Source organism: Mesorhizobium sp. M7D.F.Ca.US.004.03.1.1, assembly GCF_003998635.1.
Taxonomy (GTDB): Bacteria; Pseudomonadota; Alphaproteobacteria; order Rhizobiales; family Rhizobiaceae; genus Mesorhizobium; species Mesorhizobium loti.
This window is the reverse complement of record NZ_RZQG01000050.1, coordinates 1-15,674: the sequence shown is the minus strand read 5'-3', so window position 1 is coordinate 15,674 and position 15,674 is coordinate 1. Positions and strand designations below refer to the sequence as shown.

Sequence of the window (15,674 nt, the reverse complement as noted above, 5' to 3'; positions counted from 1 at the left end):
CGTCTGAAGACCCGGCTGGTGCAGTTGTCGCTCGGCCATGACATCGTGCTCGACCTGCACTGCGACGACGAGGGTCTCGCCTATCTCTACGTCCACACCAGCCTGTGGCCGGCCATGGCCGATTGTGCCACCGCCATGGGCGTCGATGCGGTCGTGCTGTGGAGCGAGGACACCGCCGGCACGTTCGAGGGCGCCTCGATCATGCCCTACCAGAACGTTCCCGATGATGTGGCCAAACTCGACCGCCGCGTCGCCACCACGGTCGAATATCGCGGCATCCTCGATGTCGACGGCGCCCTGGCCGCCGCCGACGCCGAAGGCCTCTACAGGCTGCTGGTGGCGCGTGGCGTGATCACCGATACCACCCTGCACACCCCCGGTCCTTTCGCCGGCTTTGTGGCCCCGTTGGAAAACATCGACATGATGCCGTCGCCTCGGGCGGGTGCCGTGCTCTACGACGTGAAACCCGGCGACCGCGTCGCCAAGGGCGCGCGCCTCGCCACCATCGTCCATGCACCGGGTGAAACCGATGGCCGCACCGAAGTCTTCGCACCGCAGGACGGCATCATCCTGACCCGCCGCTCGCGCCGCATCATCCGCGCAGGCGAGGATCTTCTGAAGCTGGTTGGCGATAAGAAGAGCACCGATGCCCGGTCGGGGACGCTGGAGGACTGACCTAACCCGAAATAGCCTGCCGCGCCTTCGCCTCCAACCATTCCGCCATCTGCCGGTAAGGCACCGGGCCGTGACTGATGCGGGCGACACCCAGTTCCGCCAGCCGCTGGCGCGGCGGCACATGCGCCAGCGCAATGATGTTGACCGGCAATGCAACTGCACTGCAGAGCGTCTCGATGAGGCCCTCATCGCCAAGACCCGGCGCGAAGAAGCCGTGCGCGCCGGCTTCTTCGAAGGCCTGTGCGCGCTCGATGGCCTGGTCGAGCAGGACGTCATCATGCGCATCCGGTTTCGCCTTGAGGAAGATGTCGGTTCGAGCGTTGATGAACGCCGGTATGCCGGAAGCCTTGACGGCCGCCGCCGCGGCTTCGATGCGTTTTACCTGGACAGCAATGTCATGCAGGCCGCTGCCGCCAACAATCTGATCCTCGAAATTGAAACCAATGGCGCCGGCCCGCAGCGCCAGCGTTACCGTGCGAGCAACGATTTCCGGATCGACGCCGTAACCGCCCTCGAGGTCCATGGTCACCGGCAGGTCGACCGACCCGACGATGCGCTTGATGTTGTCAAGCGCCAGCTCCAGCGGGATTTTCTCGCCATCGGCGTAGCCGAACGCGGCAGCCACCGGCCAGCTTCCGGTGGCGATCGCCTTGGCGCCCGCCTTCTCGACGATCTTGGCCGAGCCCGGGTCCCAGGCATTGTAGAGGACGATCGGGTTTCCCTTGACGTGGAGGGAATGGAACGTCCGCGCGCGCTCGATCTGCTCGGTCATTGGCTTTTACCATCTTCCTGCTGTTGGATATACAATCTAGGCGGCACTGTCGGCTCTGGCGATGTGCCATGAGCCTGGGAAGCGGCGGCCAACGAAGAGACTTTCAAACCTGTTGCGCATCCTCCTTTTCGCAGCTATGGATTTCGCCATGAACATGCGTTCGACCAAGACCATTTGGTGGTGGGCCTGCTGACAGCGGCCTGTTCGAACACGTGCGCGTGAAAAGAGAGGGTGGCCGCAACGGAAAGTCCGGGCGGCCATTTGTTTTTTCCAAGCCATTCCCGGGTCCGTTGCCCCAAGAAGCTGATGGAGACGGCAATGACGATGAAGGTTCTGGAAAACGGGGCGGAAAGTTTCGTGACCGCGGGTGGCATCACCATCACCCGCGAGCGCCACGACCGGCCCTATGCGGGCGCGATCGACGCTTACGTCGACGGCTTGAATTCGCGCCGCGGTGCGGTGTTTTCCTCCAATTATGAATATCCCGGCCGCTACACGCGCTGGGACACCGCTATCATCGACCCACCGTTGGTCATCTCAGCACGTGGCCGTGCCATGCGCATCGAGGCGCTGAACGGCCGTGGCGAGGCGCTGTTGCCGGTCATCGGCAAGGCGCTCGCCAGCCTGGCCGATGTCGCCATCGCCGAGACATCGAAGAAACTCATCCGCCTCGACGTCGCCAAGCCCGGCCGTGTCTTCACCGAAGAAGAGCGCAGCCGCGTCCCTTCGGTGTTTACCGTGCTGCGCGCCATCACCGCTCTGTTCAAGACCGAGGAAGACGCCAATCTTGGTCTCTATGGCGCTTTCGGCTACGACCTCGCCTTCCAGTTCGACCCGGTCGACTACAAGCTCGAGCGCAAGCCAAACCAGCGCGACCTGGTGCTGTTCCTGCCCGACGAGATCCTGGTCGTCGACCATTATTCGGCCAAAGCCTGGACCGATCGCTACGACTACGCCGGCGACGGGTTTTCGACCGAGGGGCTGCCGCGCGACGAAATCGCCGAGCCGTTCAAGAGCCCCGACCGAATCCCGCCCCGCGGCGACCATGAACCGGGCGAATACGCCAATCTGGTGCGCAAGGCGATGGATTCGTTCAAGCGCGGCGACCTGTTCGAGGTGGTGCCCGGCCAGATGTTCTACGAGCGCTGCGAAACACAGCCATCCGAGATTTCGCGCAAGCTGAAGGCCATCAATCCCTCCCCCTATTCCTTCTTCATCAATCTGGGCGAAGGCGAATATCTGATCGGCGCCTCGCCGGAAATGTTCGTGCGCGTCAACGGCCGCCGCGTCGAGACCTGCCCGATCTCCGGCACCATCAAACGCGGCGACGATGCCATTTCCGACTCAGAGCAAATCCTGAAACTGCTCAACTCGAAGAAAGACGAATCCGAGCTGACCATGTGCTCGGACGTCGACCGCAACGACAAGTCCAGGGTCTGCGAGCCAGGTTCGGTGCGCGTCATCGGCCGCCGCCAGATCGAGATGTATTCACGCCTGATCCACACCGTCGACCACATCGAAGGCCGGCTGCGCGAAGGCATGGACGCCTTCGACGCCTTCCTGTCGCACGCCTGGGCGGTCACCGTCACCGGCGCGCCGAAACTGTGGGCCATGCGCTTCATCGAACAGAACGAGAAGAGCCCGCGCGCCTGGTATGGCGGCGCGATCGGCATGGTCAATTTCAACGGCGACATGAACACCGGCCTCACCTTGCGCACCATCCGCATCAAGGACGGCATTGCCGAAGTGCGCGCCGGCGCCACATTGCTCTTCGACAGCATTCCCGAGGAAGAAGAAGCCGAAACCGAACTGAAGGCATCCGCCATGCTCTCCGCCATTCGCGACGCCAAGACCGGCAATTCCGCCAGCACCGAGCGCACCACCGCGCGCGTCGGCGACGGCGTCAACATCCTGCTGGTCGACCACGAAGACTCGTTCGTCCACACGCTGGCCAATTATTTCCGCCAGACCGGCGCCAATGTCTCGACCGTGCGCACGCCGGTTCCCGAGGAGGTGTTCGACCGGCTGAAGCCCGACCTTGTCGTGCTGTCGCCCGGCCCCGGCACGCCGAAGGATTTCGACTGCGCCGCCACCATCAAGAAGGCACGTGCCCGCGACCTGCCGATCTTCGGCGTCTGCCTTGGCCTGCAGGCGCTGGCCGAAGCCTATGGCGGCGAACTCAGGCAGCTGCACATACCCATGCACGGCAAGCCGTCGCGTATCCGCGTTTCCAAGCCGGGCATCATCTTCTCCGGCCTGCCCAAGGAAGTCACCGTCGGCCGCTACCACTCGATCTTCGCCGATCCGGTGCGCCTGCCCGACGATTTCATCGTCACGGCCGAAACCGAGGACGGCGTCATCATGGCCTTCGAGCACCGCAAGGAGCCGATCGCCGCGGTGCAGTTCCACCCGGAATCGATCATGACGCTCGGCCACAATGCCGGCATGCGCATCATCGAGAACATCGTCGCCCACCTGCCGCGCAAGGCCAAGGAAAAGGCCGCCTGACGATCATGGCTGAAGCCGAGAACACGATGGCGATCACGGCCAAGGCGGCCGCGAAGCGCAAGGTTGCCAACCTCTCCTTCTGGTCGATCGTTGTCGCCTTTGTTGTGCTCGCTCTGAAACTTGCTGCCTGGTACGTCACCGGCTCTGTCGCGCTCTATTCGGACGCGCTGGAATCGATCGTCAACGTCATCGCCTCGGTCGCCGCCTTCTGGGCGATCCAGGTCAGCTACAAGCCGGCCGACCAGGATCACCCGTTCGGCCATCACAAGGCCGAGTATTTCTCGGCGGTGCTGGAAGGCGTGCTGATCGTGCTCGCCGCCCTTTTGATCCTCAACGAGGTCTGGCGCTCCTGGCAGACGCCGGCACCGCTCGAACAGCCCTGGAGCGGCCTTGCCGTCAACGGCGTTGCCACGGTCATCAACGCCTTCTGGGCCTGGACGCTGATCCGCGCCGGCAGGACCGAGAAATCGCCGGCGCTGGTCGCCGACGGCAACCACATCATGACCGACGTGGTGACCTCGATCGGCGTCTTCGGCGGCCTTGTCGGAGCGATCCTGACCGGCCGGCAGATCCTCGATCCGGCGCTTGCCGTCATCGTGGCGCTGAACATCCTGTGGCAGGGCTGGCACGTCATCGGTTCGTCCATGAATGGCCTGATGGACCGCGCCGTCGATACGGCAGAACACATGCGCATCCGCGACGTCATCTCGGCCAGTTGCAAGGGCGCGCTCGAGGTTCACGACCTCAAGACGCGCATCGCCGGCCGCGCCACCTTCATCGAATTCCATCTGGTCGTCGACGCCGACATGTCGGTCGGCGCCAGCCATGTCATCTGCGACCGCATCGAGGACGCGCTGAAAGCCGAAATCCCCTCGGTGCGCGTCACCATCCATGTCGAACCCGACGACGAGGCCAAGCTGCCCAAGGGCACGACGGCCGTGCCGTTCGCGTGAGGCGGGTTCACCAGGTCTCGATTGAGAGATCTTTGATCCGCTCGAATTCCCGGACATTGCGGGTCATCAGCGTAAGGTTCCGAGCGCGAGCCTGCCCGCCGATCAACGCATCGTAGGGACCGATCGGAGTTCCCAACGTCGCGAGCGTTGCCCGAATCTCTCCAGCATGTCTTGCGTCTTCTCGATCGAATTCGAGCACCGGGAACTGCAGAGCTTCGATGCGCGCCAAATTTTCAGCCCTTCGTTGGCTCTTTTCAGCACCATAGTATAGTTCGTGTGCGACGATCGCAGAGAGGGCAAAGTCCTGCGGCTTGTGCCGTTTCAGCAGCGCCAACAGCCCGGCGTCGCCCTTGATGACTGCGATGACGGCATTGGTGTCGAGCAGGTAGATCACTTGAAAACGTCATCCAAAGCAGGCCGATCCTGCCCGTCTTGACGTTCCAGCGCTGCCTCGGCGAAATCGTTGTCAAGCGGTCCGATCACTTGGTCAAGCCACGCCCAATCCTGCGCTAGCGGTTCCAAGATGACGGTTTACCCGTGACGGCGGATCGAAACCTCGTCTGTTTCGAAACGGAACTCCTTGGGCAGACGTACAGCTTGTGACCGGCCCGACCAGAACACTTTTGCCTTGTCCATCATGCTATCCTCAAATGAGATATAGCAAAGATATATCCCTTCATGGCGACGCAGACAAGTCCGAGCTCAAGGCGCGCAGGCCGATTGCGACATTGGCTGCAGCCGATAGACCTTGTCGTCGGATTTCGTCTTGCCGTCGGCGGCCTTCGAACACAGATCGACGATGGCGAGTGCGCTGTTGGGATTGGCCAGCATCATGGTGCCGTCTACGCCACGCTTGAGGAAAATCTCCTTCTGCGCGATGTCGCAGGAGAAATCGCTCATCTTCGAGCTCGCCGCGCAGCGCCACTGGTCGGCCTCGCCCTGGCAGGAATAGGTCTGTGTCACCTTGGCCGATTTCTGCCGTGTGGTGACAGTAACGGCAATGTCGGCGCCGTCTGGCCAGTTGGCCGCATCGCCGCCCGAGGCGAAGGACGCCAGTTCCACCGGTCCGCGGAAAACCCGGATCGACTGGGTCAGTTGGTCGGGATGCGAACCGAGATGGGCTGCATCATAGTCGCGCCCGTAGCAGAAGGCCTGGTCCGGCTTCAGCCGCTCACGCAAGGGAGTTCCAAGAGCCGGATCGATCGGATCGATGCGCGCGAATTCGGCCTGGCATGTTGCGGCCGGCATCGGGTCGAGGCGGAAATTGTCGTCCTCGCTCCCCAGCGCCTGCCTGTCATATTCGGCTTCACCGAGTTCATCTTCCGATCCTGCGTCGAGATAAAGATCGGCCGAGACATCGGTGAGGATCAGACGCCCTTTGTCATCGAGCTTCAGCGAGGCCATGGTGCGGTCGCAGTCCATGCCGCAACGGATCGAACCGCTCTTTCCGTCCTCGGACTCGTGATTGCACCAGCCGCTGGCCCATTCCGGCGCCTTGGCGCCGCGCGCCGTGGTGGCGATAAAGCCGTTATAGGACGAGTCGGAGTTTGTCGGTGGCTCCTCGTTCGGGCGGCTGACCGGGTCGTGCCCATAGAGGAAGAAGATCCGCGCCACCTTCTGCTTCGGATGCGCCTTGAGGTGCGCGGCGTCATAGATCCGGCCGAAGCAGGCATCAGCCCCGTTCGGGCTGAGTTCGGTGAGCTTGAGCGCATCGTCGGCGAAGGCCGAACCGGCAAGCGCGCCAAGCAGCGCAACGCCAAACCCGGCGCCGGCGACTGTCTTCCATTCCCCTACCCTGAACGCCATGTGACCTCTCCTCTGCATCGACAGGACGTAACGTCAATTTATGCTAGTATTGCGGCTGGAGTCACGCAATTCGCGGCGAGCCGCCAAGCGGGGGAGGATGCCATGCGCCGGCGCGATATGTTCCGCGCGGTTCTTGCCGGAACCGGAACGCTTCTTGGTCTGCGGGCAGTGCAGGCAGCCGCCCCAGAGCCCGCCAGGCAAAAGGTCGCCTATCACTTGAGCGACGTCGACAAGGTCAATTTCGTGCTCGGCAACATCAAGAACCACTATGAAGGCACCGGCGGCAACGTCGACATCGTGCTGGTCGTGCATGGTCCGGCCTTGGCCGCCTTCAAGTCGAAAGGCATATCGGCCGCGATTTCCGGGCGCTTCGCCGGCCTGGTGCAGCAGGGGCTGGAACCGCACGCCTGCGCCAACACCATGCAAGGCATGGATATTTCGCTCGCCGACCTGCTCGCCGGTTTCCATGCCGCCGACAAGGGCGGCGTCGTCAAGCTCGCCGAACTGCAAGGCCAGGGCTACGCCTATCTGCGCCCCTGAGACTTGAACACCGGGGCGGCAAGGGCCTACGAAGGACAGGCTGAAATCCCGGAGGAAGAACCCGTGCCAGCCACCACACTCAGCATACCCGATCTTGCCGGCAAGGCAGTGCTGGTCACCGGTGCGTCGACCGGCATCGGGGCGGCGCTCGCGCTGGCCTATGCAGCGCAGAAATGCAAGGTGGCGCTGCACTACAATTCGAGTCAAGGCGCCGCCGAGAAACTCGGCATGACGATCGCCGACAAGGGCGGCGAGGTGTTTCTCGTCCAGGGCGATTTCTCCGTTGCCGCCGATGTCGAACGCGTCGTCGAGGACAGCGCGCAGTATTTCGGCCGCCTCGACGGGCTGGTCAACAATGCCGGCGGCATGCTTGGCCGCATCCCCTATGCCGAGCAGACCGAAGCGCATTACGACGCGGTGATGGACCTCAACGCCCGTTCGGTGCTGACCGCCTCGCGCAAGGCAATCCCGTGGCTGAGGAAACAGGGCGGCTTCATCGTCAACACCTCGTCGATCGCCGCGCGCAATGGTGCGGGCGGCGGAGCCGGGCTTTACGGCTCGGCCAAGGCCTTCGTCTCCAACGTGACGCGCGGCATGGCCAAGGAGCTGATCGGCTTCGGCATCCGCGTCAACGCGGTGGCGCCCGGCACCATTCTCACCCCGTTCCACGAGCGCTATTCGACCGACGAGCAGATGAAGGGCATGGTCGCCACCATTCCGCAGGGACGCGCCGGCACGGCGCAGGATTGCGTCGGCGCCTATCTGTTCCTCTCTTCCGATCTTCTGAGCGGCTACATCACCGGCCAGGTGATCGAGGTGAATGGCGGCCAGTTGATGCCTTGAGCGGCTGTCGGCATACTGGTGATCTGCATGTTCTTGTCGAAAACCTCAAAGGGAGACAACGGAATGTATGGACTGATCGGCAAGATGCGGGCGGCGCGCGGCCAGCGCGACGCGGTCATGGACGTCCTGCGCGCCAGTACAGGCGCCCTGCCGGGCTGCCTGAGCTACATCATCGCCCGCGACCCCGCGGATGCCGATGCGATCTGGGTCACCGAAGTATGGACCGACGCCGAAAGCCACAAAGCCTCGCTGCAGCTTCCCGAAGTCCAGGCGGTGATCGCCAAGGCGCGGCCGTTCATTGCCGGCTTTGAATTCCAGGTCGAGACCCACCCCGTCGGCGGCTTCGGCCTGGCCGACGGCAAAAGCGACTGAGGCGCGCAAGCATCCTTTTTCGACGCAGCGGGGTTCGCATCACCTCGCTTCGCGTCTAAGACCGAAACATGGATTCCTCGGCCGAGCAGCCTCCAGACCAGCCCGCCATCGAACGCATGGCGCGGATAGGCAAGCCTTGGCAATGGTTGGTCCTGCTCACTATCTCCGTCCTGTTTGCCGGTGCGCTCGAATTCGCCGCCCTGCCGGCGGCGCTGCTGATCGGGCCGATGCTGGCTGCCATCGTCGCCGGCACCAATGGCGCCACGGTGCGCGTGCCGCGCCTTCTGTTCGGCGCCGCCCAGGCGATCGTCGGCTGCCTCGTCGCGGCGTCGATCTCGGCCGACATCTTTCCGGTCTTCACCCAGGAATGGCCGCTGTTTCTCGGCGTCGTGGTGGCGACCGTCACGGCCTCCAGCCTGCTCGGCTGGCTGATCAGCCGCTGGCGCATCCTGCCCGGCACCACCGCCGTCTGGGGCTCCTCGCCGGGCGCGGCCACCGCCATGGTGCTGATGGCGGGAGCCTTCGGCGCCGACCAGCGTCTTGTCGCCTTCATGCAATATCTGCGCGTCATCTTCGTCTCGATGACTGCGGCACTGGTTGCCAAGATGTGGGTCGACACATCGGGCGTCAAAATCCCCGCCATCATCTGGTTTCCGCCGATCGATGCCCAAGCCTTCGCCGCCACCATCGGCATCGCGCTTGTCGGCGGCCTGCTGGGGAAGCTGCTGAGGCTGCCCTCGCCCTTCTTCCTTGGCACCTTCATCTTCGGCGCCGTCGTCCATCTCGGCTTTGGCGTGGAGATGCAATTGCCGCCATGGCTGCTGGCCGTCAGCTACGCGATGGTCGGCTGGTCGATTGGATTGAACTTCACCAGGGCGATCTTGCGCCATGCGGCACGCGCACTGCCGCAGATCGTCGCCTCGATCGTGGCGCTGATCGCTTTTTGCGGTGGCCTTGCCTTCATGATCAGCCATCTCCTGGGCATCGATCCGCTGACCGCCTATCTGGCGACCAGCCCCGGCGGCATGGACAGCATCGCCATCATCGCCGCCGCCGCGCAGAACGTCGACATCTCCTTCGTCATGGCGCTGCAGTCGGCACGCTTCCTGATTGTGCTGCTGGTCGGCCCGAGCGTGGCGCGCCTGGTGGCGAGAAGCGTCAGGCAATAGGCAAGGCCGCCGCTAGAGCCGTCACACGTGGTGGATTGTTCCTCACTGCCTTCATCCTTGCCCCGCGCTTCCCGGCGCCAGTAGGGCCTAAGTTCTTGCCCCCACGGCAAGGCGCTCGGGAAGGAAATCGACGAACACGCGCACCTTCGGCGACAAATGGCGATTGGAGGGCCAAAGCATCCGGAACTGGCCACGGCCGTCGACATGATCGTCGAGGACGGTGCGCAGCCTGTCTTCGTGCAGCGCCTCGCGCACCAGGAAATCCGGCATGCAGGCGATGCCGAGGCCGGCGAGTGTGGCGCCTTTCAAGGCTTCCATATTGTTGCAGGTCAGCATCGAGCGGATCTGCGGTTCAGCACTTCCGGTAGTGAATGGCCACTCCAGCAGCCTGCCGCTGTTGAGGAAGCGGAAGTTTATGCCGAAATGCCTGATGAGATCCGCCGGCACGCCGGGGGTGCCATGGCGGTCGAGGTAGGAGGGCGCCGCGCACAGCAGCATGCGAAAGGGCGCAACGGGTCTCGACACCAGGCGTGAATCGGGCAGCTCGCCGCTTCGGATCGCGACATCGATGCCCTCGTCGATGACGTCGACGATGCGATCGTTGAAATCGATGTCGAGCTCGATCTCGGGATAGCGGGCCATGAACTCCGACAGCACCGGCAGCAGCAAATGATAGGTGACGATCGGGGTCGAAACGCGCAGCCGGCCATGCGGGGTCTCCCGTGTCCGCGACAGCATCGCCTCGGCATCGTCGATGTCGTCGAGGATGCGCCGCACCCGCTCGTTGAACAGTCTGCCCTCTTCCGTCAGGCCGATGCGCCGCGTGCTGCGCTGCAGGAGCCGCACACCAAGCTCCTGTTCGAGCCTTGCGACGCTCTTGCCTACGGCGGAAGCCGAGATGCCGAGCGCCCGGCCGGCAGCGATGAAACTGCCGAGTTCGGCGGTACGGGCAAAGGCTATGAGGCCGCTGAGGCGATCCATCGCATCTTTCCATTCGAGCGTTTCAGTCCGGCATATCAGGAGATATAGTACCATTTTTCCTGAAATGCTGCCGACCTATCTTGTCATTGCGACCGGCTCCGCAACCGCGCGGCCTACCGCAATGCTGCTTCAGATAGGAAAATCCATGACCTTGAAGTCCACAACCGGCTCTGCCGAGAGATGGCTCGTGCTCTTGTCGGTATGCCTTGCCGCGATGACAATGCCCTTGACCTTCACCGGCCCGGCCGTCGCACTCTCCCGCATCGCGGCCGATCTTGGCGGCAGCCCGGTCGAACTCAACTGGGTGACCAATGCCTTCATGCTGACCTTCGGCGCGACCCTGATGGCATCAGGCGCATTGGCCGACAACCACGGCCGCAAGCGCATCTTCCTCGCCGGCCTCTGCCTCTATGTCCTCGCCTCACTCGGCGCGATGCTCGCGCCTGACATCGTCTGGTTCGACATCCTTAGGGCCGTGCAAGGGATCGGCAGCGCCGCCGCCTTTGCCGGTGGTGCGTCGGCGCTCGCCCAGGAATTCGAAGGGCCGTTGCGGCTGCGTGCCTTCAGCTTCCTCGGCACCAGTTTCGGCATCGGCCTCGCCTTCGGCCCGATCGCCTCCGGCCTGCTCATCTCTGCATTCGGCTGGCGGTCGATCTTTCTGCTTGTCGCGGCACTCGCGGTTGCCTCGGCAACCCTCGGCCAGCGCACCATCAAGGACTCGCGCGATCCGGATGCGACGGGCGTCGACTGGGCGGGAGCCGGCACCTTCACGATCGCGCTCGCGTCGCTGACCTATGGCGTGCTCCAGGCGCCGCAGAGCGGTTGGGCCAATCCCCTTGTCGTTACGCTTCTCGGCACGGCCGCCCTCTTCTTTGTTGCTTTCGTCGTCGTTGAGCGGCGCGCACGGAGGCCGATGCTCGATCTCACGCTGTTTGCATATCCCCGCTTCGTCGGCGTCCAGTTCCTGGCGGCGGCACCCGCCTATGGCTTCGTCGTCCTGCTCGTGCTGTTGCCGATCCGTTTCATTGGCATCGAGGGCATGAACGAGATCAAGGCTGGGCAATTGATGATCTGCCTCTCGGTCCCACTGCTGATCCTGCCGATGCTCGCCGGCCAGTTGGCGCGCTGGATCGCGCCGGCCACGATCTGCGGCGTCGGCCTTCTCATCACCGCCGCCGGGCTTGTCTGGCTAAGCCTGACACCGCCGGTCGACAGTGCGCTGGTGGCGCCGCTGATGCTGATCGGCGTCGGCATCGCCCTGCCCTGGGGATTGATGGACGGGCTTGCCGTCAGCGTCGTGCCGAGGGAGCGCGCCGGCATGGCGGTCGGCATCTTCAACACCACCCGCGTCGCGTGCGAGGGCGTGGCGCTCGCGATCGTCATGGCGACCCTGTCGGGCTTCACCGCCACGCAGCTTGCCGCACAGGGAATGACATCTTCAACGGCTGCAGCGCAGTTGCTGGTGACCGGCAATCTCGGTGCAACGGCGCAACATTTGCCGCAAGCCGGAGCCGCTGTTCTTGTCCAGGCCTACGAGACGGCGTTCGACAGGCTGCTGATCGTGTTGGCGGCAATCACCGTCATGACCGCCATCGTCGTCTTCCTTGGCCTGCGTCGCGGAGCGGCTTCGGAACATGAGGCCAATGCTCTGCCGGCATGCCAGGAAGGATAGTCAGGCGATGACGAGACTCGCTATGCGATCGCCGTCCAGCGTGAAGCTCATGTCGCCCTCCCCGTTGAAGCCGTTGCCTGTGACGGCGATACGGACGCGGTAGCTGCCTTCCGCAGACGTGATGCGGACGATGCGAAGCTGGGATTTCACGCCGATATTGTCCGACTGGTTCCAGCGCGCGATCTGCTCGCGGCCGTGGAAGGACCGTCCCCAGTCGGTCAGGGATGCGTCGGCGGTAAACGTGTCGAGAAAGGCTTGCGTGTCGCCGGCGTTGGTGGCCTCGACAAAATGGCGGATCGGGTTGGGTGTGGTCATTCCTCTGTGCCCCAAGGTGCGTTGAGATTCAGGTCAGGCTGAGTCGAAAATGGTTGATACCGAGAACCGGAGCGGAGCGTACTTGAGTACGTGAGCACCGGAAGCGCAGGTATCAGCCATTTGCAGGCCAGCCTCACCTGAATATCAATGCACCTCAGTCTAGCCTGAGCATCAGATCCTCATCCAGCCAGCGGCCGAAGAAATAGACCAGTTGCTTGTGCCACCACGGCCAGTCGTGGCTGACGTCGCCGCCCCAATAATCGACCCAGGCGGGAATGGACTTGTCACGCAGGATCTGTTCCAGTTTTCGCGTCTCGACCAGCATCCGCTCCTCCCAGGCGCCCTGCCCGCAGCAGAAGATCAGCCTGAGCGCCTTCAGCCGGGCCAGCAGTTTGGGGTCCACGATGCCGGGCAGATAGTCGAGCGGCGAGTTGTAGAAAATGTCGCCTTCAAGCGCCTTGCCGAAAAAGTCGCGGGCCGAATAGACGCCCGATAGCGCGATGACGCCGCAGGCGAGTTCGGGAAAGCGGAAGACGAAATTCGACGAGTGGTAGCCGCCCATCGAGCAGCCCGAGAACAACGGCTTTAGCTGGCGCCCGCCATTGGCTGCTGCTGCCGTGGACAGGAACTCCGGCAGCGCCTCCTCGCGCACATAGCGGAAATAGGCCTCGTGACGGGCGATGCGATGGGCGGCGTCGGCATGCTTGTCGAAGAAGGATTCCGAATCGACGCCGTCGACCGTGAACAACTGGATGCGGCCGGTGTCGATGAATTCGGCGAGTGCGCCCACCCCGCCGGAATCTTCGAACTGGTAGAACCGCCCCTGCGAGGTCGGGAACACCACCACCGGCCGGCCGGCATGGCCGTAGCGCTTGTATTCCATGTCGCGGCCGAGCTTGCCCGAGAAACTCTTGTGATAGGAAATGTCCATCGCCTCACGCCTTTTCCGCGTGGATATAGGCGACCGCCTCGCGCAGCGCTGCTTCGTCCTTCGAGCGCATCTGGTAGGCGTAATTTCCCATGGCGCGGCTGAAAACCTCTTCGATGGCCTGATGGTGGACGATCTTGTCGCGGTGCGCCGCTAGCACGTCCTCATGGCTGTGCAAATAGTGGAGGCGCCGCTTGCGGCTGGCATAGGCGGTGAAATATTTGCCCTCGTAGGGGCCGCCGGCGGCATCCCTGACCACCATGTCGGCCCATGCCGCGTAGACGTCGATGTCGAACGTGTAGTTAATGGCATCGGTCATCCAGGCGCCTGGCGGGCGCATGTTGACTTCCAGCGCGATGACGCGGTCGTCCTTGGTCTCGAACAATTCGATGTGGAAGAAGCGCTCGCGCACGTCGAACGCTTTCAGGATCTTGCGGCCGGCCTCCTCGACCGCCGGGCTGATCCTGGGAAAGCAGGTGTAGCTCATGTGGCGGTCCTTGTTGACCACCTCCATGACGCTCTGGTCGTAGCGGTGGCTGGCCGCCAGCACCACCTCGCCGTCGCGGTTGACCAGCCCATCAAAGGTCACCACCAGCCCCTCGATGAACTGCTCCATGACGAAGGTCACGTCCTCGGGCTTGTCCCGGAAGAACTGGTCCAGCTCTGTGGCGTTGGAGATCTTGAAAGTATTCGAGGCGCCCGAACCGCTGTCGGGCTTGACCACGACGGGATAGCCGACGCGGCGGATGAAGGTCATGGCCCCGGCGCGGTCGGAGCATTTGCGCTGTGCGATGGTGTCGACGCCGCTCTTGCGGAAGAAGGCGCGCATGCGGCTCTTGCGCTTCAGATTCTTCACGAAATCGAGCTTGGTGCCGTAGATGTTGAAGTCGGTGCGGATGTTGGCTTCCAGCTCCAGCCAGTGCTCGTTGAGCGATTCAAAGCGGTCGATGCGGCCCCATTTGTGGATGAAATGCCCCATCGCCCGGAACACCGGATCGTAGTCCTCCATGTCGGCGACGCGATAATATTCCGAAAGGGCTGCTTTCAGCTTGGCGTCGAGCGCCTCATAGGGTGCGTCGCCGATACCCAGCACCCTGGCCCCGGCCTTCTTCAAACGATCGCAGAAATCCGCGCCATTGGCGGGAAAATGCGGCGAGAAGAACACGAAATTCATGGACGACTCCCTCCCGGCGACGGGACATCGCAACCCCGTCGATGCCCAAGTCTGGCGCATTTGCAGCGCCTGGGGAAGAGCACCCACGTTCGGATAATATCCGACGGATCACGGCCCGCCCTGTGGCCTCACTTGCCTCTCACAAGCCGCTCCTGTATGAGAACCGCCATGAACACGCGCGCCACCAACGCTTCCCGTCCGACCGGTTTTTCCGGCGAGACCGTGCGCGCGCTGGCTTCGACCCTGCTTCTTCTCGGCCTTATCGGCGATCGCCGGGTTCGCTGAAGGAGCGCCCGGCGGTCGAACCGCCGCGCAAGCGCATGCTCCTTGCCAAGTCACATCACGCGAACGAAATTCTGGTAAAGGCGCCGCTCGCCATCAATCCACCTGAAGGTGGACCCATGAGCCGCCGGGAGAAACGACGATGAACGCACGAGAAGAGACCCGCTCCGATGCCGCGGTAGCCGGCAAGGATGCAGCCCGGGGCATGCCCGACGCGGCCCGCAAATATCAGCCCTATCCCACCGTTGGCCTCACCGACCGCACCTGGCCCTCGAAGGTCATCGACAAGGCGCCGATCTGGTGCTCGGTCGACCTGCGCGACGGCAACCAGGCGCTGATCGATCCGATGGGCCACGAGCGCAAGGCGCGCATGTTCGGCCTGCTGCTCGACATGGGCTTCAAGGAGATCGAGATCGGCTTCCCCTCGGCCTCGCAGACCGATTTCGACTTTGCCCGCTGGTGCATCGAGGAAGGCAACGTACCTGCCGATGTCTCGCTGCAAGTGTTGGTGCAGTGCCGGCCGGAGCTGATCACCCGCACCTTCGAGGCACTCAAGGGCGCCACCAACCCGATCGTCCATTTCTACAATTCGACCAGCGAATTGCAGCGCCGCGTCGTCTTCGAAAAGGACGTCGGCGGCATCAAGCGCATCGCCACCGACGCGGCCAAGATGATCTCCGACAT

At 63.4% G+C, this 15,674-nt stretch carries 15 protein-coding genes and 2 pseudogenes; 9 read left to right on the top strand and 8 right to left on the bottom strand.

All coding sequences use genetic code 11. The features are described from left to right. Positions 1–675: succinylglutamate desuccinylase/aspartoacylase family protein (locus EN935_RS05655; RefSeq protein ID WP_206534496.1), on the top strand; the 675-nt coding region annotated here is incomplete at its 5' end. A 1-nt stretch (position 676) separates the two neighbouring features. Here the strand turns inward: EN935_RS05655 and EN935_RS05650 are convergent. Continuing rightward, complete coding sequence (locus tag EN935_RS05650; protein ID WP_127264744.1) at positions 677–1,447, bottom strand: isocitrate lyase/phosphoenolpyruvate mutase family protein; 771 nt, start codon at positions 1,445–1,447, stop codon at positions 677–679. Between the two features lie 318 nt (positions 1,448–1,765). On the opposite strand from EN935_RS05650, the gene EN935_RS05645 reads away from it, so the two are divergent. Both EN935_RS05645 and EN935_RS05640 read left to right on the top strand, forming a co-directional pair. Further along, entirely contained in the window at positions 1,766–3,955 is a 2,190-nt protein-coding gene (locus tag EN935_RS05645) for an anthranilate synthase (protein ID WP_127264743.1), read from the top strand. Positions 3,956–3,960: 5 nt separating this feature from the next. Next, positions 3,961–4,908, top strand: coding sequence for a cation diffusion facilitator family transporter (locus EN935_RS05640; RefSeq protein WP_127373205.1), 948 nt, complete (start codon positions 3,961–3,963; stop codon positions 4,906–4,908). Between the two features lie 7 nt (positions 4,909–4,915). On the opposite strand, the gene EN935_RS05635 is transcribed toward EN935_RS05640, so the two are convergent. From EN935_RS05635 to EN935_RS05625, 3 genes and pseudogenes are all read right to left on the bottom strand, one after another. Next, positions 4,916–5,302 (bottom strand): type II toxin-antitoxin system VapC family toxin, encoded by a 387-nt coding sequence (locus EN935_RS05635; protein WP_109659649.1) that lies wholly within the window; start codon positions 5,300–5,302, stop codon positions 4,916–4,918. Continuing rightward, positions 5,299–5,544 (bottom strand): annotated as a pseudogene (gene vapB / locus EN935_RS05630) (type II toxin-antitoxin system VapB family antitoxin). Before vapB ends, EN935_RS05635 begins: the two are co-directional and overlap by 4 nt. Before the next feature lie 66 nt (positions 5,545–5,610). Beyond that, a complete protein-coding gene (locus tag EN935_RS05625) occupies positions 5,611–6,714 on the bottom strand; it encodes a hypothetical protein (protein ID WP_127264741.1) in 1,104 nt (367 codons plus the stop codon). Positions 6,715–6,816: 102 nt separating this feature from the next. Between EN935_RS05625 and EN935_RS05620 the strand changes: the two genes are divergently transcribed. From EN935_RS05620 to EN935_RS05605, 4 genes are all read left to right on the top strand, one after another. Further along, positions 6,817–7,254, top strand: coding sequence for a DsrE family protein (locus EN935_RS05620; protein WP_127264740.1), 438 nt, complete (start codon positions 6,817–6,819; stop codon positions 7,252–7,254). A gap of 63 nt (positions 7,255–7,317) precedes the next feature. Then, positions 7,318–8,097 carry an SDR family oxidoreductase gene (locus EN935_RS05615; protein WP_127264739.1) on the top strand — a complete coding sequence of 260 codons (780 nt, stop codon included), beginning with the start codon at positions 7,318–7,320 and terminating at the stop codon, positions 8,095–8,097. A gap of 63 nt (positions 8,098–8,160) precedes the next feature. Continuing rightward, positions 8,161–8,469, top strand: a complete 309-nt coding sequence (locus tag EN935_RS05610) for a putative quinol monooxygenase (protein WP_109659643.1) — start codon at positions 8,161–8,163, stop codon at positions 8,467–8,469. Between the two features lie 68 nt (positions 8,470–8,537). Next, complete coding sequence (locus tag EN935_RS05605) at positions 8,538–9,638, top strand: AbrB family transcriptional regulator (RefSeq protein WP_127373204.1); 1,101 nt, start codon at positions 8,538–8,540, stop codon at positions 9,636–9,638. Between the two features lie 87 nt (positions 9,639–9,725). Here the strand turns inward: EN935_RS05605 and EN935_RS05600 are convergent, their stop codons facing one another. After that, complete coding sequence (locus EN935_RS05600) at positions 9,726–10,619, bottom strand: LysR family transcriptional regulator (protein WP_127265491.1); 894 nt, start codon at positions 10,617–10,619, stop codon at positions 9,726–9,728. 145 nt (positions 10,620–10,764) lie between these two features. On the opposite strand from EN935_RS05600, the gene EN935_RS05595 reads away from it, so the two are divergent. Next, positions 10,765–12,291 (top strand): MFS transporter, encoded by a 1,527-nt coding sequence (locus tag EN935_RS05595; protein ID WP_127265490.1) that lies wholly within the window; start codon positions 10,765–10,767, stop codon positions 12,289–12,291. On the opposite strand, the gene EN935_RS05590 is transcribed toward EN935_RS05595, so the two are convergent. The 3 genes from EN935_RS05590 to EN935_RS05580 all read right to left on the bottom strand — a co-directional run bounded on the left by EN935_RS05590 (position 12,292) and on the right by EN935_RS05580 (position 14,708). After that, entirely contained in the window at positions 12,292–12,606 is a 315-nt protein-coding gene (locus EN935_RS05590) for a nuclear transport factor 2 family protein (RefSeq protein WP_127265489.1), read from the bottom strand. It lies immediately after the preceding gene. A gap of 154 nt (positions 12,607–12,760) precedes the next feature. After that, complete coding sequence (locus EN935_RS05585; protein ID WP_127265488.1) at positions 12,761–13,537, bottom strand: esterase family protein; 777 nt, start codon at positions 13,535–13,537, stop codon at positions 12,761–12,763. A gap of 4 nt (positions 13,538–13,541) precedes the next feature. Further along, entirely contained in the window at positions 13,542–14,708 is a 1,167-nt protein-coding gene (locus EN935_RS05580) for an ATP-grasp domain-containing protein (RefSeq protein ID WP_127265487.1), read from the bottom strand. 424 nt (positions 14,709–15,132) lie between these two features. On the opposite strand from EN935_RS05580, the pseudogene EN935_RS05570 reads away from it, so the two are divergent. Next, positions 15,133–15,674 (top strand): annotated as a pseudogene (locus EN935_RS05570) (2-isopropylmalate synthase); the annotation flags it as partial.

Bases quoted from the DNA above. Each gene is read 5' to 3' on its own strand.
- EN935_RS05650 (WP_127264744.1), bottom strand. From the start codon at position 1,447: ATGACCGAGCAGATCGAGCGCGCGCGGACGTTCCATTCCCTCCACGTC.
- EN935_RS05645 (WP_127264743.1), top strand. From the start codon at position 1,766: ATGACGATGAAGGTTCTGGAAAACGGGGCGGAAAGTTTCGTGACCGCG.
- EN935_RS05640 (WP_127373205.1), top strand. From the start codon at position 3,961: ATGGCTGAAGCCGAGAACACGATGGCGATCACGGCCAAGGCGGCCGCG.
- EN935_RS05625 (WP_127264741.1), bottom strand. From the start codon at position 6,714: ATGGCGTTCAGGGTAGGGGAATGGAAGACAGTCGCCGGCGCCGGGTTT.
- EN935_RS05620 (WP_127264740.1), top strand. From the start codon at position 6,817: ATGCGCCGGCGCGATATGTTCCGCGCGGTTCTTGCCGGAACCGGAACG.
- EN935_RS05610 (WP_109659643.1), top strand. From the start codon at position 8,161: ATGTATGGACTGATCGGCAAGATGCGGGCGGCGCGCGGCCAGCGCGAC.
- EN935_RS05605 (WP_127373204.1), top strand. From the start codon at position 8,538: ATGGATTCCTCGGCCGAGCAGCCTCCAGACCAGCCCGCCATCGAACGC.
- EN935_RS05600 (WP_127265491.1), bottom strand. From the start codon at position 10,619: ATGGATCGCCTCAGCGGCCTCATAGCCTTTGCCCGTACCGCCGAACTC.
- EN935_RS05595 (WP_127265490.1), top strand. From the start codon at position 10,765: ATGACCTTGAAGTCCACAACCGGCTCTGCCGAGAGATGGCTCGTGCTC.
- EN935_RS05590 (WP_127265489.1), bottom strand. From the start codon at position 12,606: ATGACCACACCCAACCCGATCCGCCATTTTGTCGAGGCCACCAACGCC.
- EN935_RS05585 (WP_127265488.1), bottom strand. From the start codon at position 13,537: ATGGACATTTCCTATCACAAGAGTTTCTCGGGCAAGCTCGGCCGCGAC.
- EN935_RS05580 (WP_127265487.1), bottom strand. From the start codon at position 14,708: ATGAATTTCGTGTTCTTCTCGCCGCATTTTCCCGCCAATGGCGCGGAT.